Raw genomic sequence first — 20,677 nt, 5'->3', positions numbered from 1 at the left:
CCCGCGACCGGGAGACCGTCCGTGTCCTTTCCCCAGGCCTTCGTCGACCCCTCGTCCATAGCCGTGGTCGGTGCCACCGAGGACCGCGCCAAATGGGGCTACTGGCTCGCCACCGGCGCCCTCGCGGGGGCCGACCGGCGGCAGGTGTGGCTGGTCAACCGCCGTGCCGCGCAAGTCCTCGGACAGCCCTGCCGTACGACGGTGGGCGACCTGCCGGGAACCCCCGACCTCGTCGCCCTCTGCGTACCGCCGCGACACGTCCTTCCCGTCGTCCGGGACGCCCTCGCCAAGGGCTGCCGCGCGTTCCTCTCCATCACCGCGGGACTTGGAGCCGACGAGGCCGAACTCGCCGCGCTGCTGCGCGAGTCGGGCGCGCGGATGATCGGACCGAACAGCCTCGGATTGTTCAACGCTTCCACTCAACTCCGGCTCGCCTGGGGGAACTTCACGCCCGGAAGCCTGGCGATCGTCTCCCAGAGCGGTCAACTCGGCTCCGAGATCGCCGGCCTCGGCGCACGGGCCGGACTGGGCGTGTCCCGCTTCTACTCGGTCGGCAACCAACTCGACGTGGGAGCCGCCGACATACTCGAATCCCTCGTCGCCGACGAGCACACCACCACGGTCGCGCTCTACCTGGAGAGCTTCGCGGACGGAACGCGTATCGTCGCCGCCCTCGAAGCCCTCCGCCACGCAGGCAAACACGTACTCGTGCTCACCACGGGTGCCAGCGAGGGCAGCCGTCGGCTCGCGCGGTCCCACACCGGTTCGATGACCTCGGCGCTCGACATCGTCGACGCGGCGTGCCGCGCCGCCGGAGCCCTCCGGGTGGCGTCACCGCGCGAACTCGTCGACGCTGCAAGGGTGTTGGACGCGACCGCGCCACCCGGCGGATGCCGGGTCGCGATCATCAGCGACAGCGGAGGGCAAGGCGGGATCGCCGCCGACCTCGCTGCCGGACAGGGGCTGCGGCCGCCGGTCTTCACCGACCGGCTCCAGTCCGGACTGTGTGATCTGCTCCCCGCTGCCGCCGCGGTGTCCAATCCGGTGGACCTCGCGGGCGCGGGGGAAGCCGATCTCCATGTCTACGCCCAGGTAGTCGAGTTGGTGGCCGCCTCCGGCGAGGTCGACTCGGTCGTCCTGTCGGGGTATCTCGGCTGCTACGGCGAGGACTCGCCGAGCCTCGTGGAGGCCGAGTCCGCCGTGATCGACCGCCTCGGCCGCCGTCACCGGACGGACGCGGCGCGGGTGCCCCTGATCGCGCACAGCATGAGCGCCGCATCGACCGCGGTCGCCCGGCTACGGGAGCACCGCGTCCCGGTCTTCGACACCGTCGACGCGGCCCTGGGCGCACTGGGCCACGTGTCCCGGCTGGGCGGTGAGCCCCGCCCGGCTCCAGCGACCGTACAACCCGAACTGGCCGTCCCGGGGCCCGGCTACTGGGCGGCTCGTACATTCCTGACAACCCTCGGTATCGCGATGCCCGAGGCGCGGCGGGTCACCGACGCGGCCGGGTTCGAGGAGGCCTGTGCGGCCCTGCGACCGCCGCTGGTGCTCAAGGCGGGCTGGATCGAGCACAAGAGCGAACTCCAGGCCGTCAGAACCGGGTTGGGCCCGGACACCGCGGCGACGGCGTTCCACGAGATGTACGGGCGGCTCGGCCCCGGCGAGTACGTCGTCGAGGAGCAGGACACCCGGCCGGGCGTCGTCGAGATGCTGGTCGGCGGGCGCCGGGACCGTGACTTCGGTCCGACCGTGGCCGTGGGCCACGGCGGGGTCCACGCCGAACTCTGGCGTGACGTGTCCGTGGAACTGGCACCGGTCGACCGGCGGACGGCGGCCGGGATGCTCGACCGGTTGCGCTCGCGCCGACTGCTGGACGGCTGGCGGGGACAGCCCGCGGTCGACGTCGAGTCGCTGATCGACGCGATCGTCGCCGTGTCGGAGGCGATCGCGGCGACGCCCGGTGTGGCGGACATCGAGGTCAACCCGATCCGGGTCGGGGCCGAGGGCGCACTCGCCGTAGACGCGCTCGTCGTCTCCAGTACCGCAGCAGCCGTACCAGAGACAACCGGGGCGCACGGCCACCGGGAAACCACCGAGGAGCAGGAGATATCGCGTGAACACGTCCATTGAGCCCTGGCCGCTGACCGATGAGCAGCGGGCGATCGTCGAACTGTGCCGGGAGTTCGCCGCGAACGAGATCCGGCCGCGCGGGCGCGAGGTCGACGAGCGGGACATCGAGTCGCCGCTGGACATCTTCCGGTCCGCGGCGAAGGTCGGCATCACCGACTTCATGCTGCCCGAGGAGTACGGCGGGGGCGGATTCACCGATGTCGTGACCCAGTGCCTGGTCCAGGAACAGATGTGCTGGGGCGATCCGGGCATCGGCAACTTCGTCTGCTCCAACGGGTTCTTCGCCGACCCGCTGCTCGCGCTCGGCACCGAGGAGCAGAAGACGGAGTGGCTGCGTCCGCTGGCCGGTCCGAACCCGCTCTACACCGCGCTGGCGACGACCGAGCCGGAATCGGGTTCCGATGCCGCGTCCATCGTCACCACGGCCGTCCGGGTCGAGGGCGGTTACTCGATCAGCGGGCAGAAGGTGTGGATCTCCAACGCGGGACTGGCCGACCAGTACGTGGTGTTCGCGAAGACCGACCCCAGTCGTGGGTCTTCCGGGGTCACCGCTTTTCTGTTGCGCAAGGGTGCCGAGGGGATGAGGTTCGGCGAGCCCATGCGCAAGATGGGGCAGCGCGCGATCGTGTGCCGCGAGATCTTCTTCGACGAGGTGTTCGTGCCCGAGTCCGACCGGCTCGGGGCCGAGGGGCAGGGCTTCCGCGGGCTGATGAGGACGTTCGACATCTCGCGGATCGTGCTGGCCGCCGCGGCGACCGGAGCGGCCCGCGCGGCCTACGAGTACGCGCTCAAGTACGCCCGGGAGCGCAAGCAGTTCGGCAAACCGATCGTCGAGCACCAGGCCGTCGCGTTCCGGCTGGCCGACATGGCGACCCGGATCGAGTCCGCGTGGCTGCTCACCCTGCACGCGGCGCGGCAGATGGACGCCGGGGCGGACGCCACGAAGCTCGCCGCCATGGCCAAGCTCCAGGCCTCGGAGACTGCGATGGCGGTGACCTGGGGCGCCGTCCAGACGCTCGGCGGGTGGGGCTACTCGCGCGAGTTCCCGGTCGAACAGTGGATGCGCGACGCCAAGTTGGAGGAGATCGAGGAGGGCACCTCGGACATCATGCGGCTGATCATCTCCCGGCGCCTCTGACGTATACGCCCCCTGCTTCCAGCTACAGGAGTGACATGCCCTTCCAGAACGAGTTCACGGAGATGTTCGGGGTCGAACATCCCATCGTGTGCGGCGGAATGCTCGCGGTGGGTACTGCCGAGCTGATCTCGGCCGTCGCGAACGCCGGCGCGCTGGGGTTCCTCAGCGCGCTGACCCAGCCCACCCCGGAGGCGCTCGCGAAGGAGATCGCGCGCTGCCGTGAGCTGACCGACAGGCCGTTCGGCGTCAACCTGACCATCCTGCCCACCATCGAGCCGGTGCCGTACGACGACTACCGGGCGGTCATCGTCGACTCCGGTGTGAAGGTCGTGGAGACGGCGGGCAGCAATCCCGCGCCGCACCTGCCGGCGTTCAAGGAGGCCGGGGTGAAGGTCGTGCACAAGGCCGTCGCCGTCCGGCACGCGCTGAAGGCCGAGGCACTGGGCGTCGACGCGGTGAGCATCGACGGGTTCGAGTGTGCCGGGCACCCCGGGCAGGACGACGTCCCCGGCCTCGTGCTGATCCCGGCCGCCGCCCGCAGGCTGCGCATCCCGATCATCGCGTCCGGCGGCTTCGCCACCGGCTCCGGACTCGTCGCGGCCCTGGCGCTCGGGGCGTGCGCGATCAATATGGGGACCCGGTTCGAGGCGACCGAGGAGGCGCCGATCCACCCGAACGTGAAGGCCCGGATCGTCGCGAACGACGAGCGCGGCACCCAGATCGTGTTCCGGGAGTTCGGCAACACCGCCCGTGTGGCGCGCAATTCGGTCTCCCAGGACATCGCCCGCCTCGGCGCGCTCCCCGGGGCCGCCTTCTCCGACGTCGCCGACCTCGCCTCCGGGAAACGCGGCCGACAGCGGGTGCTGCGGGAGGGCGATGTCGAGGGCGGCATGTGGTGGGCCGGTCAGGCCCAGGGCCTCATCGACAGTGTGGAGAGCTGCGAGACGGTGGTCCGCACGATCGTGGCGGACGCGGAGGGCATCATCAGCGATCGGCTGCGGGGACAGCTGGCAGGGGTATCGGTTCCGGCCGGAAGCGACCACGTACCGTACTGATGCTCCGCTCAGATCCGATCCGCTTCGGAGGCCCTGCCCCATGGCCCGCCTGTACGTTCGCTCCGGCATCGCCCCCGACGATCCGGACGCGGCCTTCCCCATCCTGGTCGTCGATCCGGACGGCACCCCGGGCGAGCGTGCCCTGGCCCGGCTCGGTGGGCACTGTTACGAGGGCGACGGGGCGTTCTACCTCGTGCGGACCGACGGCTGGGCCGAGCGGTCGCTCGATGCCGGACGGCTGGTGGTCGGCGTCGCCGTCTTTCCCGTGCCGCTCCGGCAGGCGGGCGTGGACCCGGCCGAGTTCCCCGAACGGTCGGGAATCGACCCGGACGCCGTGCTGCTTCTGTCGGCCCGGACGACGGTCGATCCGGCGCTCCGCGCGCGCCTGAGCGAGCCGACCGCCGTGTTCGTCGCGGGAGCCGACATCACGCTCGACCAGCTCCTCGCCGACGACGAGGAGTGGCCGATCATGCTGGCTCCCCCGGCGTCCCAGGCCTGACCGCCGCCATGACAGGGCATGGTGATGCGGTGAGCGACGACGACAGGGCCGTACCGGCCCCGCATACGACATCCGAGGAGAACCGGCACGCCAGTTGGCTGGAGCTGTTCTTCGACCTGGTAGCCGTGGCCGGTGTGGCGCAGATCGCGCACCTGCTGCACGGTGTCCCGGACCTCTCCGACCTCGGCATGTACGCGCTGCTGTTCCTGGCCTTCTGGACGGCCTGGATCGTGTTCACCCTGTACGCGAACGTGGCCTACGAGAACACCCACGTCCGTACGGTGCTGGCCGCGATGTTCGGCATGGCCGTCATGGCCGCGGCGGTACCGGGGGTGCACGAGGGCGACGACCAGCACGCGCGCGTGTTCGCGCTCGCCTACGTCCTGATCCGGGGACTGGCGAGCCGGGCCTGGCAGCACCGCCGCCAGATCCTCGTCGACTGGCCGGCCGCCCAGATGTCGCTCGGCGTGATCCCGTGGATCGTCTCCCTCTGGGCGCACGACCCGCTGCGCTACTGGCTCTGGGCCCTCGGTATCGCCCTCGATCTGTACGTCACCTTCGCGGTATCCGCACGCGACCTCGTCGAACACCAGGAAGCCCGGGAGCGCCACGACGACCGCACCGCGCGGCGCGGCTCCGCGGGGCGCCCGTCGCTCGCGCGGTCGCAGACGGAGCACCTGAGCGAGCGGCTCGGCCTCTTCGTCCTCATCGTGTTGGGCGAGGGCGTCGCCCAGGTGGTCGCGGCCCTGTCGGACGCGGAGTGGGACAAGCAGCTGTACATGGTCGCCGTCGCGGCGTTCTTCCTGCTGGCGACGTTGTGGGCGTTGTCCTTCGAGCACGGTTATGCGGGGGTGCCGCATCTGACGGCGGGAGTGCTGCCCTCCCGTGCGGGGCTGCCCCTGCACTGTTTCGTGTCCGGCTGTCTCGCCGCTCTGGCCGCCGCGCTGGGAGCCGCGGCAGAGCATCTGGAGACGCTGCCGGACGCCACCCGGTGGTTGCTGTGCTCGTCTCTGGCCGGGTACTTCCTGCTCAGCGGGCTTGCCTGGCTGGGCAAAGCCAGCCGGGAACGGCGGTGGCTGCTGTCGGTGGCTCTCCCCTGCTGCGTACTGCCCCTGCTGCTGGCGGTGTTCGGCGCGCATGTGCGCACCGTGACCGTGGTCTGGCTGCTCGTCCTGATCACCCTGTGGCCGATCCTCTACGAGCGCCGGGCGACGACGTCCTCCAAGGGGGCGGTGGGGACCGGGACTTGGCCGGGGGTGAGGTTGTAGGGGCAGCGCGGACTCGGGCAGGCTTGCTTCCCCCGTGGCCAGGAGGAGCGGGACGAGCAGAAGGAGTCTCAGCCATGATCGACTGGGTGCCTCTCCGTACCGGAGCGAGGCCCGTCCCCTCGCCCATGGCCACGCCGCTGGTCTGGGCGGCGGCATCCGGTGGCGCGTTGGTGCTGGTGGCGCTGCTCAACGCGCTGATAGGTCCCGATCGGCCCTCGCCCGCGCTGGCCGCGCTGTCCCTGCTGTCCGTGGTGCTCGGTCTGTGCGCCCGCTTCACGGCGGCCCCGGGCATCGCGGTGCTGTGCTGGCTCTTCCTCAACGGCTTCGCCATACCGCCCGCCGGCACCCTCACCTGGGCCGGACACCGCGACACGTTCTGGCTCGGCTGCCTGTTCACCGCCGCCCTCCTGGGCACGGCTCTGGCCCGCCTCCTGCACGCCCGTGCCGCCTACCGCCGGGTCACCACCGGCGTCGCCGGTACGACGGACACCGGATCATGAACGGCGTGGCCGCCCGTCGGGCAATACCATCGTCCGGCCGCCCACGGCGGCCTCCGCGAGCAGGCCACTCGGTCGGGTGACGGCCGACGGCATCCCCGCTGCTTGCCGGACCGAAAAGTGCCGTTTCCGGGCTACGTGGCCAGATCCCTCTTATCGTGGAGCGACACAGTGACCATCGGCGTCGAAGCGGGCAGGCCATGCAGGATCCGGATCCGGAGATCGACTACGCGGCGGTCTTCCGCGACCTGCCCGGGATGGTGGCCCTGCTCACCCCCGAGCTCGTCTACCTCGACGCCAACGAGGACTTCCAGCGCCTGTCGGGACGCAAACGCGAGGAACTGATCGGCCGGTACATCTTCGACGTCTTCCCCGAGAACCCCAAGGACCCGGCGGCGGCCGGCATGCGCGAGACCCGGGAGTCGATGCTGCGGGCGGTGACCAGCGGAGAGCGCGACACCATGGCCCTGCTCCGCTACGACATCGAGGACCCGCAGCTGTCCGGCCGATGGGTGGAGCACTTCTGGAGCCCGGTCAACGCGCCCGTCCGCGGTCCGGACGGCGAGGTGATGCTGATCGTGCACCGGGTGGAGGAGGTCACCGAGTTCGTCCGGGCCTTCGGCGGCCAGGCCGACGACAACCGGGCCCGGGTACTGAAGGCCGAGCTGTACACCCGGGCACGTGAGTTGCAGCAGGTCAACGAGCGGCTGCGCACGGCCCACGCGCACGAGCGCGAGGTGGCCCTCACCCTCCAGGCGGCGATGCTGCCCCCGCCCCGACCCGTCGGGCACCACCGGGCGGCCGTCCGCTACCGGCCCGCCGTGGGCGCGCTGAACGTCTGCGGCGACTGGTACGACCTGGTCGACCTGCCCGACGGTGGGATGGCGGTCGCCGTGGGTGACGTGGTCGGACACGGACTGGCGGCGGCCTGCGCCATGGGCCAGCTGCGCAGCGCCCTGAGTGCGGCCTGCCGGGTCGCGGACGGGCCGGGCTCCGCGCTTGAGGCCCTCGGTCTGTACTCCCGTTTCGTCGAGGGCGCCGAGTCGGCCACCGCGGTCACGACGTTCATCGACTGGGACGACCACACCATCACCTACAGCTGCGCGGGCCATCCGCCGCCGGCCCTGCTCGACCCCGACGGCACGGTGACCTTCCTCGACCAGGCCACCGACCCGCCGCTGGGCGCCAGACCCGAGCATGTCGGCCGGGTGCAGACGAGCGTCCCCTTCACCGAGGGCGCCACTCTGGTGCTGTACACCGACGGGCTGATCGAGCGTCGTACGGAGGACATCGACCGCGGTCTGGCCCGCCTCGCCGACTCCCTCGCCCTACACCGGCACGCGGAACCCGAGTCCCTGGCCGACGCCCTGCTCGCCGATCTGCTTCCCGCCGAGGGCAACACCGACGACACGGCCCTGATCGTCCTGCGTCTTTGACGGCACGTCCGTTCCGGGCGGGGGCCGTGCGTTTGGCCTGAACTCGCGGCCCGCCGAACCGCCCGCCGGCCCTGTCCGAGTAGGTGGAACGGGCATGGCCGGGCGCCTCGTTCGCCGGTTCCGCCGATGTCTCGACTCAGCCCGTCCACAGCTTCCCCGGCCGATTGTCAGTGATCGCCGCTAACGTTCCACTTGTCGTCGCACAGATGTCGGGGCATCCCGGCTGAACTGTGCTTTCTTCTGGCTGTGTTGATGTGGGAGGCGGGGGCATAGTGGGTTGGCTGTCGGCGGGTGACGGGTATGAAGTCGCCCTGGTGGAGGGGCGGGTGGCGGCGCGAGCCACCGGGGGCCGGGCTGCGGGGCGGCAGTTGAAGTCCCTGCCGCGCGCGCTCAAGGACCACCCGGAGGTGGACCGGCTGCGGCGGTTCGCCGAATGGCTGGATCGGCACGCCGCGGGGTGTGTCGCGCAGGTCGACTCCTGGATGGTGTCGTCGCTGCCCGTCCCCACCGGTCTGCTGGTCCGGGTGTGGCCGGACGAGGCCTGGCAGTCGGCGCTGCGCGACCTGGCCGTGGTCGGCGACGACCCCGACGAGGTCGGCTTCCTGCGGGGCACCACCGAGGACGGCGAGCTGCGGGTGGTGAACCTCGACGGCGAGACGGTACGGCTGTCCCCGCGCACGGTGACGCTGCCGCACCCGGTGCTGCTGCCGGACCTCGACGACATCCGGGAGTTCGCCGCCGAGTTGGGCATAGTCCAGCGCGTCGAGCAGATCCACCGGGCGACCTGGCGGCGCCCTGACGAATTCGCCCCGAAGGCCACCGAGGTACGGGAGTTCGCCGGCGGCTCGTTCCGCTCGCGCTTCGCCCTCGCGGCGCGCGCCAGTTCGCTGGGCTACCGCGTCTCCGGCGGCTACGCCACGGCCCGGGTGCGCGACGGCGGGCGCACGGTCGAGGCCTCCGTGTGGATCGGGGAGCCGTACTGGGAGGACACGGTGGAGACCGGTGGCCTCAGCTGGCAGGACGAGGACGGGCGCGCGCTGCCGCTCGGCGAGGTGGGCCCGGTGGCCTGGTCCGAGGGGATGCGGATGGCGGCGGCACTGTACGCCGGGCGTGACATCGAGGAAGGCAAGAGCGCATGAGCGGGGGGACGCAGGTGTCGTACGAGGACATGCTCGCGGCGGGGGCGGTGCTGCCGCCGGACGCGGCGGGCGCCGGTGAGCGGGCGGTGCCGCTGACGGCGCGCACCTATACGCACCCGGGTCTCGACGACCGGGTGGTGGTGCGGCTGGTCGCGGGTGAACTGGGCGCGGCGGAGGACCTGGCCGCCGGATTCCTCGGCCTGGAGCAGGCCGCCGAACCGGCCGTCGTGGGGCTGGGGCTGCGCCAGTCACTGGGCTTCCCGGAGTGGGTGCTGGTGCACCATCCCGAGGACGGACATCACGCGCTCGGTGTCGTGCCGGACCTGGAGCGGGCGGCCCGGCAGGTGAAGTCCCGGCCCAAGGCCGCCTTGGACGCCTACCTGGAGCTGGGCGCGCGGCTGGCGGCCTCCGTCCCGCACTTCCTGCCGACCTTCTACGAGCAGGCGGGCCGGGTGTTCCTCGCCGAGGAGAACGCCACCTACGCGGCCCAGTTGTTCACCCGGGCCCGCAAGGCCGAGGCGGAGCACGGGCTCGTCATCGAGGAGGACCGGCTCGACGCGGTGTTCCTGGAGTTCGCGCTCGCGGGTGCGCTGCCGGTGAAGGTGCTGTCCGCCTACGGCAAGGAGTTGGGCGCCCGGGTGCCGGCCGAGGAGGCGCTGCGGCGCTTCACGCGGCTGTGTCTGCGCCGTACCGCGGGCGGTCTGCCGCCGTCCGCGCAGATGGCGGGCGACCTGCGCAAGCTGGCCCGTGCCGCGGGGCAGGACGCCGACTTGGCCGAGCAGGACTATCTGTCCGAGCTGCTCGGTCTGCCGGCCACGCTGCGTGCCGCGGCCGGCTGGTGGAAGGGCCACCGTGCCGCGCTGGTGTCACTGGCCGCGCGGGAACGCCAGGTGCGCGGCACCCTGTTGGACATGCTCCCCGCGGGCTCCGACGACGAGATGCCCGCGCTGTGGCTCCAGGTGCTGGAGGACTCCGGTGCCACGGCGGGGCTGTGGGACGCCGAACTGTCCGAGGAGGAGCGTCCCCGGGACGGCACGGCGGGCTGGCTGGACCGCTTCCTCACGTTCCGCGAGCGGGCCCGGTCCTGGCGTGGCTCGACCCGGATGCCGCAGCTCTACCCGCTCGTGGAGCGGACGGTGGACCGGCTGCGGGCCGAACTCGCCGCGTCCGGCGGCGCGTTGAAGGTCACGCACGACATCGATCTGATCGACCTGCTGCTGTCCCTGGACGTACCGGTGGCGGCTCCGGAACGGGGCCACGCCCTGCCGCTGGAGCAGTGGGCGTCCGGCGACGGCCACCGGGACCTGCTGCACCTGGGCGCCGACGCTCGGTTCCACGGCGCCTTCCTGAAGGGCGCGGACCGGTTCAGCGACGACGAGCCGGGGCTGCGGGCCATCCGGCTGCTGGCGCAGTCGCCGGGCTGCCGTCCGCTGCTGGCCCAGTGGGTGCGTACGGTCGTCGAGCGGTTCACCGCGGTCGGTCTGCCCCAGCTGCCCGACGCGCTGGCCCGCCTGAAGTGGCTGCCCGCCGAGGCGCTGGCGCTGGCCGAGGCGGAGGTGCGCGAGGCGGTCGCCACCGACCTGGCCCCCATCCTGGCACGCACCCTCCGGGCCGGGCTCTTCGACGAACTCGGCTGGCCCGCCTGGGAGGAGGCGGCGGCCGAACTCGTGCCGAAGGACCGGGTGGAGGACCTGATCGTCGCCGACGCCTGGCCCCACCTCGTGGTGGCCGGCGAGGCCCAGGCCCGCGTGATCGGCGCCGAGGGCACCCTGCTCACCCACGATCTGCGCATCCCCGCGAACGACCGGTACGGCGACCCCGGCTTCCACCACGTCGACGACGAACTCCTCGTCTACTGGAACAGCCGCAACGACGGGCTGCGCGGCTACTGGCACACCCGCGCCGACCGGGTCGAGAGCCTGGAGGGCCCGCGCGGTACCCGCGGCACCGAAATGGACTGGTACAAGGGCAACTTCCCCATCACCCTGCCGCTGCCCGGCGGCGGCCGGACCACCGGCCGCGGTGTCCTCCACGCCGGGGACACCACGGTGCCCGAGGAGCGCCCGCTGCTCTTCGACGGCTCCAACTACTGGGTCTGGCAGGCGGATTCCGAGGACCGGGAGGCGCACGGCTGGTACGAGTACGACCCGGCCACCGACGAGCGCGGACGCATGAGCCGCCCCGCCTTCTTCGCCGACGCGCTGCGCGACGCCCCCGCCGGCAGCACCTTCGCCGGGGGCCGCCTGAGGCCCTCCCCCACGACCGGAGCCGCCCCCGCCGCGGCGCCTGTCGACGGCCTTGTGGGCCTGTGCAGGCTGGAACTCCCCGACGGCTCCACGCGTGTCGCGGATCTCGCCGGACACACCCTCACGCTGTCCGCCGACGCGGGCCGGCCGTTCACGCTGGTGATGTTCCCGGGCGCCGAGCGGCCCACCGCCGTCGTGCACAACGGCTGGCAGCTCGACCTGGTCGACGCGGACGGTGTCGTCACCGCCTGGGGGAAGACCGACCGCACGGCGGGCGTCTTCGGCGAGGGCTCGCTGCTGCTGCCGCCGGTGCAGTACTGGGAGTGCCTGACCCCGCGCGACCCGGCGGGCTCCACGGGACTGCGGCGGATCGACCGGGACACCGCCGCCGCCCTGCTGTCGGCCGCCGGCGACAAGGAACCGGAGGCGCTGCCCGGCGCGATCCGCACCCTGCTGTCCGTCACCCACCCCGCCCTGATCACGGGCATCGCCGGGGTCGTGCGGTACGCGGCGGCCCAGCAGGCGGTGCTCGACGCGGCGGCGACCCGGCTCACCCTGGCCCTCGAAGGCGGCGTGGCGGACGAGGGTCCGGCCGGTCCCACGGACAGCCTGCTGCGCGACGCGATGAGCGGCCTCGGCGCGTCCAACGGCTACTGGTGGAACCGCGACGACCAGGCCGACACGGTCTTCCGTGCCCTGCGGACGCTGACCCGGGCCGCCGAAGCGGTAGTGGAACCGTCCGATGGCCGACTCCATCTCGACGGACCCGAACTGCCGGTCGGGCAGCCGGAGTTGCGCACCCTGCTCGGGCGGACGACGGCTCTTGCCCACCGGGCGGCCGTCGGCACCACCACGGACGAACACCGGGAGGCGCTGCGGCAACTGCTCGCCGGATTCGACCAGTTGGGGCTGGGAGAGTCCGGAGTGGCCGGTCGCTGGCGCACGGTGACCCTGCATCTTGACGCGCACCGGCTGCGGTTGGCCTCGGGCGGCTGGCGGGAGGGCTCCTGGAACGGGCTGCTGCCGTTGGCGGACGGTGCGTTCATCGCGGTGACCGGGCACGGGTCCCCCGACGACGACGGCTGCGACTTCACCGGTCTGTTCCACGACCCGGCAGGACGGTTCGCGGCTCCGGAGCCGTACAAGGTCCTGGCCTGTGACCCGATCGGCGGGGACGAACACCCGGGTCGGCTCGGTGCGTTCCTCGCCGTGCTCGCCGAGCGCGGTCCGGCGCCGTGGTTCCCGGACGCGCCCGAGGAGTTCGCCCGGCTCACCGGCGTCACGGAGACCATGGCCCGGCTCGTCGTCGCCGGACTGCCCGGGGTCGACGCCTACGAGCGGGCCTTCCTCACCACCGAGGCCCGCAACGTCATCGGGGTGAAGGTCGCCCCCGCGGCGGTAGCCAAGGAGGAACTGGGCGCCCTCGACAGCGCCGTCCGCGCCGCGGTCGTGGCCGCGCTGCTGCCCGCCGACCCGGTCCGGCTGTGGACGGAGGGCCCGGACGTGGCAGCCGCTGCCGCCGTGTGGAACGACAGGCTCGGGCGGCGCCCCGCCATACCCGAGGATCTGCTCAGCGACGCCATCCGCGCCGTCAAGCACGCGCCGTGGCCGGTACGTGAAGCCCTGCCCGCGCTGCTGGAACCGGCCCGTGCCCCGGAGCTCAGCCGGGACCTGCCGTGGGCGGTCATCGGCGACCGGGTGCGGCCGGTCGGCGAGGACACGGCCGGATTCACCGCGCAGATCCTGGTCGGATCGGTCGGACTCGCCGCCTGGCTCGCCCACCGGCTGCCCGCCGGCGACCCGATCCGGGCCGCACTGCCGCCGGTGCTCACCGCCGTGCGCCAACGCCTCGCGGGGCCCGGGTTCATGCTCGACCTCGGCGAGTACATCAGCCTCCCCGCGTTCCGGAAGACGGCGGGCACGCCCACCGAGACGGGTCCGGGCTTCGAGCGCTACGGCGCCGTCGTCCTAGCCACCCAGGACGACCAGCCCGCCCCCGGCATCCGCGTCGACCTCCTCGACGAGGCCGGGCAGGACCCCTATCTGCCCGCGACCCGCGTCAACGACCAGCCGTACCGGGCGGAGATCGCTCTGCGACTGGTCCGCGACCCCCGTTTCGCGGCCCTGCTCGCCGATCCCGGCGAGCCGATGGCGGGCGCGTGCGACAAGGACGGCACCTGGTGGCCGCAGGATCCGGGCCGCTCCGTGCCCGACCTGGTCATCGAGGTGGCCAAGGAGTACGGGCTCGGCGAGGACGCGGCCACGCTGTATCTGATGCTGCTCGCCATGCCCGATCCGACCGACCGTACGACGGCCCGGTGGACGGGATGGAAGCCCGCCCGGATCAAGGCGGCCCGCGCCGAACTCGCCGCCACCGACCTCGTGGTGGAGGCCACCAGGACCAGGGCCGGCCGCTCGCTCTTCCTGCCCGGCGGCTGGGCCGAACAGCCGTCCCCGCGCGTTCCCCTGGAGCGCTGGAAGCTGCCGTTGTTCGACCTCGTCAACGGCGATCACGCGTCGCTCGGCGTGATCGTGCCGACCGAACCGGTCGCGGACCTCTATCGCAGGGCGTGGCAGCGGGTCCGGGAGGGCGACGCTCCCCGGTTCGAGGAGCTGAAGGTGCGCCGGGGCCGCCGCCGCTGACGGACGCCGTACCGGGGGCGCCGGACCTCATCGGCGCCCTCTCATCAACGACCAACAGACCTACCCAGCAAGGACATTCATGACCCCGACCGACACGGCGACGTCCCTGCCCGACCGGCAGACGCTGCCCGCCGAAGAGCGCCACGCCACCGAACTCGCCTTCCTCGCCGCCCACGACGAGGGGCCCCGCCCGCCCGGCTGGCGGCTGACGCCCCGCTCCGTCATCACCTTCGTGTGCGGCAGCGCCGGCGAACCGCTCAAGCTCGCCAAGCCCCACGAGACGCTGCCCCGCGAACTCGTCATAGCGCCCAAGTTCGTCGGTGAACGCGCCCTGGTGGAGCGGTGCGTGGTCACGCTCGCCGGAGAGCGCGGACTGCTGCTCGTCGGTGAGCCCGGCACGGCCAAGTCGATGCTCTCGGAACTGCTGGCGGCGGCCGTCTGCGGCACCAGCGCGCTCACCGTGCAGGGCACCGCGGGCACCACCGAGGACGCCCTGCGTTACGGCTGGAACTACGCCCTCCTCCTCGCCCAAGGACCCACGCCCCAGGCGCTGGTGGACTCGCCCGTGCTCGCCGCGATGCGCTCCGGACGGGTGGCGCGCGTCGAGGAGATCACCCGCTGTCTGCCCGAGGTGCAGGACGCGCTGGTGTCGATCCTCTCCGACCGCCGGATGAGTGTGCCCGAGCTGTCCGGCACGGACGAGGCGCAGGTCGCCTCCGCTCCCGGCTTCACCGTCATCGCCACCGCCAACCTGCGCGACCGCGGTGTGTCGGAGATGTCCGCCGCGCTCAAGCGCCGCTTCAACTTCGAGACGGTGCACCCGATCTCGGACGTCGACGCCGAGACCGCGCTCGTGAAACGACAGGCTGTCGCGGCCGTCGAGCGGGCGGGCGCGGCCTTCGACGTCGACGACGCGGTGCTCGACGTCCTGGTGACCGTCTTCCGTGATCTGCGGGCGGGGCGTTCGGCCGAGGGCTGGGACGTGGAGCGCCCCGGCACGGTGATGTCCACCGCGGAGGCGGTACAGGTCGCGGTCTCTCTCGGGGTGGCCGCCGCCTACCTGCCCGCCGGAGACTCCCTCGACCTGGTGCCCGGCCATCTCCTGGGCGTGGTCCGCAAGGACGATCCGACCGACCACGCACGCCTGTTGGGCTACTGGGACGGTCCGGTGCGCCGCCGCGCCGAGGACGGCTCCGCGACCTGGCGCCGCCTCTGGGACCTGCGGGAGAACCTTCGGTGACGATCGCTCAGGACCCCAGGGCCGCGCTCGACACCCTGGCCGACTCCGTGGTGCCGTACCTGCTGGGCGTACGGCACCACAGCCCGGCGCTCGCCGCCGCCGTGCCCGCGCTGCTGGACGCGGCCGGTGCCGAGGTGGTGTGCGTGGAACTGCCGGTGGACTTCCAGCCGTGGCTGACCCACCTCGGCGCGCCCGGCACGCTGGCGCCGGTCGCGCTCGCGGGTGCCGGTGCGGACGGACGGCTCGGCTTCTATCCGTTCGCCGACTTCTCGCCCGAACTCGCCGCGGTCCGCTGGGCGCGGGAGCGGGGAGTGGAGGTCGTCTGCTGCGACCTGCCGATGGCCGACGCACGCTGGCACGCGGAGGTCCCCGAGCTCGCCGAGGTGGACGACCGGCAGGCGCGCACCTCCTTCGCGCAGGCGCTCACAGCGGCCGGGACCGGGCGTGACGGGGACGACCTGTGGGACCGCAGCGTGGAGGTCCTCGCCCCCGGCTGCGCCCCCGAGTCGCTGCGCCGGGCCGCTCTGGGCGTCGGCTGGGCGCTGCGCCAGGACGCCGAGTCGTCGGGCGGAGTGCCCACGGTGGACCTGGCGCGCGAGGCCCATATGCGGGAGACGATCGCCCTCGCGGCGACCGGCGGACGCCGCGTCGCGGCGGTGATCGGCGCCTTCCACGCACCGGCGCTGACGGACGGCGTGGGGGTGGAGGCGACGGCATCGGTGTCCCTCGGGGAGCCCTCGTCCGTCGTCACCTCCCTGGTCCCGTACGCGTTCGATCTGCTGGACTCACGGTCCGGCTATCCGGCGGGGATCCGCGACCCGCGCTGGCAGCAGGCGGTGTTCGGCGCGGCGGGCGATCCCGAGCTGCTGTACGACGCCGTCGCGCGGGCCATCACGGGAGTGTGCCGTGAGCTGCGCGCGGCCGGGCACACCGCGGGGACCGGCGAGGCCCGCGAGACGCTGCGCGTGGCCTGCGATCTCGCGCGGGTGCGCGGGCTCCCGGCGCCGGGCCGGGGCGAGGTGCTGGAAGCGCTCACGTCCGTGATGGGGCAGGGTGAGCCGCTCGGCCGGGGCCGTGCTCTCGCGCGGGCCCTGGAAGTGGTCCTGGTGGGCACCGACCGCGGCCGGGTCGCGCCGGGCACCCCGCGCTCCGGGCTCGCCCCTTCCGTCGAGGCCGAACTCACCGCCCTGCGGCTGCCCGGCCCGGACGACCCCGCTCCGCGCGAACTGCGCCTGGACCCGCTCCGTTCGGCCCTCGACAACCGGCGCGAGATCCTCCTCAGGCGGCTCGACGTGTGCGGGGTGGGATACGGCGAGCCCGTCGAGGTCGCCGGTACCGGCGACGCCGCCGCGCTCTCCACCCGGTGGCGGCTGGCGTGGGTGCCGTCCGTGCCCGTCCGGCTGGACCTGGCCGGGGTGCGGGGCGTGACCGCCGCGCTGGCGGCCGAGGGAACGCTGCGGGAGACCTTCCGGCGGGAGTCGGCGGACGGCGGCCCCACAAGTGCCCTGGTCCTGACGGGACTTCGGGACGCCGCCCTGTGCGATCTGCCCGCCCTGGTCGCCCAGCGGCTGGCCGAGGCGGCCAAGGTGCTGCCCGCCTCCGCGACGCTCCCCGAACTCCTCACCGGACTCGACCTGTTGGAGGCACTGCGCCGGGGCCATCTCCCCGGCACCACGCCCGGGACCCGACAGACGGCCGGCGTGCTCGCCGCCGATCTGCTGGAGTCGGCGGTACGGTCCCTGCCGGGTCTGGCGGGCAGCGACGACCCGGAGGAGGCCGCCGCGCTCGTCGCCCTCGCCACACGTGCCGCCGACCATCGCCTCGGACTGCGTATGGACGAAGCCCTGGGCGGTCTCGCGCACACCGGCTCGCCCCTCGTCCAGGGAGCCGCGCTCGCCTGCCGGGTCCTGCTCGACCTGGACGACGCCGACGCTCTCGGCGCGCGGGCCGCCGGTTGGATCGACACCGCCACCGGCCCCGACGCACGGCATGCGCTCGCCCGCAGACTCGCCGGACTGCTGACCGGTGCCGCACCCCTGCTCCAGTCGGCGCCGACCGCGCTCGACCCCCTCCTCGACCGGGTCGACTCACTCGGCGACCAGGCGTTCCTGGACCGGCTGCCCGCCCTGCGCGGCGGCTTCGACACCCTGTCTCCGGCGGGCCGCGACCGTCTCCTGCACACGGTCACGGAGCGGCTGGGCGATCGTCTCGACCTGACACTGTCCGCCTCCCCACGCCTGCTGGCCCTGTGGGCGGCGGCGGACGAGGCCGGCCGTACGGCGGTGGAGGCGCTGCGGGTGACACTTCCGACGCCTCGAACCACCGATGTTCCGGACGCCGGGACCGCCGTCACACGTCCAGCGCCGGTACCGGACCCGTCGATCAATGACGTGCTCCGTCTCACGCCGACGGACAGGTGGCGTCTGCTCCTGGGCCGCGAGAGCGACAAGTTGCCAGCGGGCGCCCGCCGTTACGCGCACGCGCTCGACGAGTTGTACGGCAGGGGGCGCGGCGAGGGTTCCTCGGACCTGGGCCGGGACAGCGGTCCCGGCGGCGGGCAGGACGCGTCCTTCCCGTCCGCGCGTGAGTGGGCTGAGGAGCTCCAGGCGTTGTTCGGCGCGGAAGTACGCGAGGAGGTTCTCGCCCGCGCCGCCGATCAGGGTCGTAGCGACGTACTGGCCGAACTCGACCCCAAGTCCGTACGTCCCTCGGTCGATCTGCTGACGTCCGTGCTGTCGCTGGCCGGTGGGATGCCCGAGCAGCGGCTGGCCCGGCTGCGACCGCTGGTGCGCCGGCTGGTCGACGAACTGGCCAAGGAGCTGGCCACCCGGCTGCGGCCCGCGCTGTCCGGACTGGCCACGCCTCGTCCGACCCGCCGTCCGGGCGGCCGGATCGACCTGCCGCGCACCCTGCGGGCGAACCTGGTCCACGCCCGCAAGAGGGCCGACGGCAGCACCCTGGTCGTCCCGGAACGGCCGGTGTTCAGCACCCGTTCGCGCAAGGAGGCGGACTGGCGGCTGATCCTGGTGGTCGACGTGTCCGGGTCGATGGAGGCCTCCGTGATCTGGGCGGCGCTGACCGCGGCCGTACTGGGCGGAGTGCCCACGCTCAGCACACACTTCCTGGCGTTCTCGACGGACGTGATCGACCTGACGGACAAGGTCGAGGATCCGCTGTCCCTGCTGCTGGAGGTGCGGGTGGGCGGCGGCACCCACATCGCCGCCGGGCTGGCCCACGCCCGCTCCCTGGTGACCGTACCCAGCCGGACCCTCGTCGTGGTGGTGAGCGACTTCGAGGAGGGCTACCCGCTGGGCGGACTCCTGGGCGAGGTACGGGCCCTCGCGAGTTCCGGGGTGCATCTGATGGGCTGCGCCGCCCTGGACGACAACGGCACCCCGCGCTACTCCGTGCCGGTGGCCCGACAACTCGTCGCGGCCGGGATGCCCGTCGCCGCCCTCAGTCCCCTCGCCCTCGCCCGCTGGGTGGGCGAACGCCTCCGCGGAGAGACCCGATGAACCCCGAACTGCCCCCGGTGGCGCCCGAGATGGCCGCTGCCGCCGTCGAGGCCCTGACCTCCCGGCTGCGCAAGAAGCTGGACGCCGCGATCGAGACGTATGTGGCCGCACCCGTCGTCGTCGAGGGTGCCGTGCGGCGCGTGCGGTGCGGTGCGGACGCGGAGGTCGTCCTCACTCCGGGTCCTTCCGGAGCGGTGACGAACTCCGGGGAGGTCGCGTGCAGTTGTCTGCTCGCCCCGAGGTGCCTGCACCTCGCCGCCGTGCTCGGCGCGTGTCCGGTGGCGGACGCGGAGACGGCCGTGGCGCAGGAGGAGGTCGGCACTTCCGCGGAGGCCGAGCCACCGACGCAGGACACCGTCATGTCTCCGCCCCAAACCGGCCCCACGGACGCGCAGTTGACGGCCGCCCGCTCGCTGTGGACCGCCGCGGCTGCCGTGCTGGCCGCAGGGGTGCCCGCCGCGGGCGCGGTCGCGCAGGCGGAGGTGCTGCGCGCCTCGCACACCGCGCGCCTCGCCGGGCTGCACCGCGCCGAGGCCGCGGCGCTGCGGGTGGTCCGCGGCCTGCGGGGCGCACGGTCCCGTCATGACGGCCACCGGCTGGCCGACCTGGTCGCCGATCTACGTGAACTCCTGCTGACCACAGGCCTGTTGGCGGCGGCCGATCCGGCCCCGGCGCTGGTCGGAACCGCCCGCCGCGCCTACCGGCCGGAGGGCGCGCTGCGCGTGCACGGGGTGTGCCGGGAGCCGGTGATCTCCGCCACCGGCTACGGCGGGGTGGTCACCCATGTCATCTCCGACGACGGGCGCTGGTTCACCGTCGCGGACGTGAAACCGGGGGGTCCCGCCCGTGCGCGCGGAGCCGCCACGGCCACGGTCGCGCTCGGTTCGGGCAGCGTCGACCATGCCGGGCTCTCCCGAGGCGGGCTGCTGATCTCGGGGGCGACGCTGTCCTCGGACGGCCGTCTCGGTGCCGGAAAGGGAGTCCGGGCGACGCCGGTCGCGGGCCGGTCCTGGACCTCGGGCCCGTTGGCCGCCCTGTTCGCCCGGCCACTCGCCGAGGCCGTCGCCGCCCGGCTCGGGAACGCTCCGGTGAGCGATCCCGAGGGCGCCGAGCGGACGGCCGGTGAGCTGATCGGCTGTGATCTGGTCATCGTCGGAGTGGTCGAACAGCAGCTGCTCGCCCAGGAGTTGACCTCCGGCCGGGCGCACTCCGAGGGCCTGCTGATCCGCCTCCTGCCGTCCAACGGTCACCCCGACCTCGCCCACACCGCGAACCTGCGCCGACTGGCGTCCCGCCCGGGCCTGCGGCTGCGGGTCGTCGGCCGCCTCGACCCCGATCGCGCGGCCACGCTACGGCCGCTCGCCGTCGGCCCCGTACCGGAGCCGGACGAAGGTACGGCGACGCTGCGGCTGCCCGCGGAGTGGCTGGGCCACGCCGATCTGGGCTACGACCGCATCGAAGGCGGTCATCTGCCGCCCGCCGACGCTCTCTTGGAGACGGCCGGGCTCCCCCGCGTCCCGTCCGACCCGGTGGCCGAGGCGCCGTTGTGGCGGCTGCGGCGACTGGTCGAGGTCGCCGTGTCCGGCGGGCGCAGGGCCGCAGCCGAGCCCGCGCGTGACGGCGACCGGGCCGGTGCCGTCGTAGCGCTGCGGCGGGCCGGTTTCCGGACGGCCGCCGACCTCTCGCACGCACTCGCCGCGGAGGCGGACCGGCGTGGGCGGGACGTGTTCGGCCGTACCGAGGAAGCCGATCCGGACGGGTACGCGCGTGCCTGGCTGGCCGCGGCCGTCTACCTGTCCGGCACCGAACGGGCGCTGGTCCGCGCCACCTGGGAGCCGCCGGACGCCGCCTGACCGCCGGTCCCGGGC

General features: G+C 73.3%; 12 protein-coding genes. All 12 read left to right on the top strand.

Features of this window, described 5'->3' with window-relative positions:
• The first annotated feature begins 21 nt into the window (after positions 1 to 21).
• The 12 genes from ACWIHT_RS04490 (at position 22) to ACWIHT_RS04435 (ending at position 20,662) form a co-directional block, all read left to right on the top strand.
• Positions 22 to 2,133 carry an acetate--CoA ligase family protein gene (locus tag ACWIHT_RS04490; RefSeq protein ID WP_456164295.1) on the top strand — a complete coding sequence of 704 codons (2,112 nt, stop codon included), beginning with the start codon at positions 22 to 24 and terminating at the stop codon, positions 2,131 to 2,133.
• Entirely contained in the window at positions 2,117 to 3,271 is a 1,155-nt protein-coding gene (locus ACWIHT_RS04485) for an acyl-CoA dehydrogenase family protein (protein ID WP_456164293.1), read from the top strand. The genes ACWIHT_RS04490 and ACWIHT_RS04485 overlap by 17 nt, the downstream gene beginning before the upstream one ends.
• 35 nt (positions 3,272 to 3,306) lie before the next feature.
• Positions 3,307 to 4,326, top strand: coding sequence for an NAD(P)H-dependent flavin oxidoreductase (locus ACWIHT_RS04480; protein ID WP_456164291.1), 1,020 nt, complete (start codon positions 3,307 to 3,309; stop codon positions 4,324 to 4,326).
• A gap of 40 nt (positions 4,327 to 4,366) precedes the next feature.
• Entirely contained in the window at positions 4,367 to 4,825 is a 459-nt protein-coding gene (locus tag ACWIHT_RS04475; RefSeq protein WP_456164289.1) for a hypothetical protein, read from the top strand.
• A 29-nt stretch (positions 4,826 to 4,854) separates the two neighbouring features.
• The gene (locus ACWIHT_RS04470; protein WP_456164287.1) at positions 4,855 to 6,093 is read left to right on the top strand and encodes a low temperature requirement protein A; all 1,239 of its coding nucleotides are present in this window, start codon (positions 4,855 to 4,857) and stop codon (positions 6,091 to 6,093) included.
• Between the two features lie 74 nt (positions 6,094 to 6,167).
• Entirely contained in the window at positions 6,168 to 6,593 is a 426-nt protein-coding gene (locus ACWIHT_RS04465) for a hypothetical protein (protein WP_456164285.1), read from the top strand.
• A 197-nt stretch (positions 6,594 to 6,790) separates the two neighbouring features.
• Positions 6,791 to 8,026: a PP2C family protein-serine/threonine phosphatase gene (locus ACWIHT_RS04460; RefSeq protein WP_456164283.1), complete on the top strand. Its 1,236-nt coding sequence runs from the start codon at positions 6,791 to 6,793 to the stop codon at positions 8,024 to 8,026.
• A 272-nt stretch (positions 8,027 to 8,298) separates the two neighbouring features.
• Positions 8,299 to 9,165: a DUF4132 domain-containing protein gene (locus ACWIHT_RS04455; protein WP_456164281.1), complete on the top strand. Its 867-nt coding sequence runs from the start codon at positions 8,299 to 8,301 to the stop codon at positions 9,163 to 9,165.
• Positions 9,162 to 14,054, top strand: a complete 4,893-nt coding sequence (locus tag ACWIHT_RS04450; RefSeq protein WP_456164279.1) for a DNA-binding protein — start codon at positions 9,162 to 9,164, stop codon at positions 14,052 to 14,054. The genes ACWIHT_RS04455 and ACWIHT_RS04450 overlap by 4 nt, the downstream gene beginning before the upstream one ends.
• 79 nt (positions 14,055 to 14,133) lie before the next feature.
• Complete coding sequence (locus ACWIHT_RS04445; RefSeq protein WP_456164277.1) at positions 14,134 to 15,294, top strand: ATP-binding protein; 1,161 nt, start codon at positions 14,134 to 14,136, stop codon at positions 15,292 to 15,294.
• Positions 15,291 to 18,809 (top strand): vWA domain-containing protein, encoded by a 3,519-nt coding sequence (locus ACWIHT_RS04440; protein ID WP_456164275.1) that lies wholly within the window; start codon positions 15,291 to 15,293, stop codon positions 18,807 to 18,809. Before ACWIHT_RS04445 ends, ACWIHT_RS04440 begins: the two co-directional genes overlap by 4 nt.
• A complete protein-coding gene (locus tag ACWIHT_RS04435; protein WP_456164273.1) occupies positions 18,806 to 20,662 on the top strand; it encodes a hypothetical protein in 1,857 nt (618 codons plus the stop codon). Before ACWIHT_RS04440 ends, ACWIHT_RS04435 begins: the two co-directional genes overlap by 4 nt.
• Positions 20,663 to 20,677: the final 15 nt, after the last annotated feature.

It is taken from the genome of Streptomyces sp. NPDC002276, from assembly GCF_053891435.1.
The sequence above is the reverse complement of the archived record's forward strand: the minus strand, read 5'-3'. Positions and strand labels throughout refer to the sequence as shown.

Excerpts from the sequence above, each read along its gene's own strand:
- ACWIHT_RS04480 (WP_456164291.1), top strand. The coding sequence starts at position 3,307 with ATGCCCTTCCAGAACGAGTTCACGGAGATGTTCGGGGTCGAACATCCC.
- ACWIHT_RS04475 (WP_456164289.1), top strand. The coding sequence starts at position 4,367 with ATGGCCCGCCTGTACGTTCGCTCCGGCATCGCCCCCGACGATCCGGAC.
- ACWIHT_RS04465 (WP_456164285.1), top strand. The coding sequence starts at position 6,168 with ATGATCGACTGGGTGCCTCTCCGTACCGGAGCGAGGCCCGTCCCCTCG.
- ACWIHT_RS04460 (WP_456164283.1), top strand. The coding sequence starts at position 6,791 with ATGCAGGATCCGGATCCGGAGATCGACTACGCGGCGGTCTTCCGCGAC.
- ACWIHT_RS04450 (WP_456164279.1), top strand. The coding sequence starts at position 9,162 with ATGAGCGGGGGGACGCAGGTGTCGTACGAGGACATGCTCGCGGCGGGG.
- ACWIHT_RS04445 (WP_456164277.1), top strand. The coding sequence starts at position 14,134 with ATGACCCCGACCGACACGGCGACGTCCCTGCCCGACCGGCAGACGCTG.
- ACWIHT_RS04435 (WP_456164273.1), top strand. The coding sequence starts at position 18,806 with ATGAACCCCGAACTGCCCCCGGTGGCGCCCGAGATGGCCGCTGCCGCC.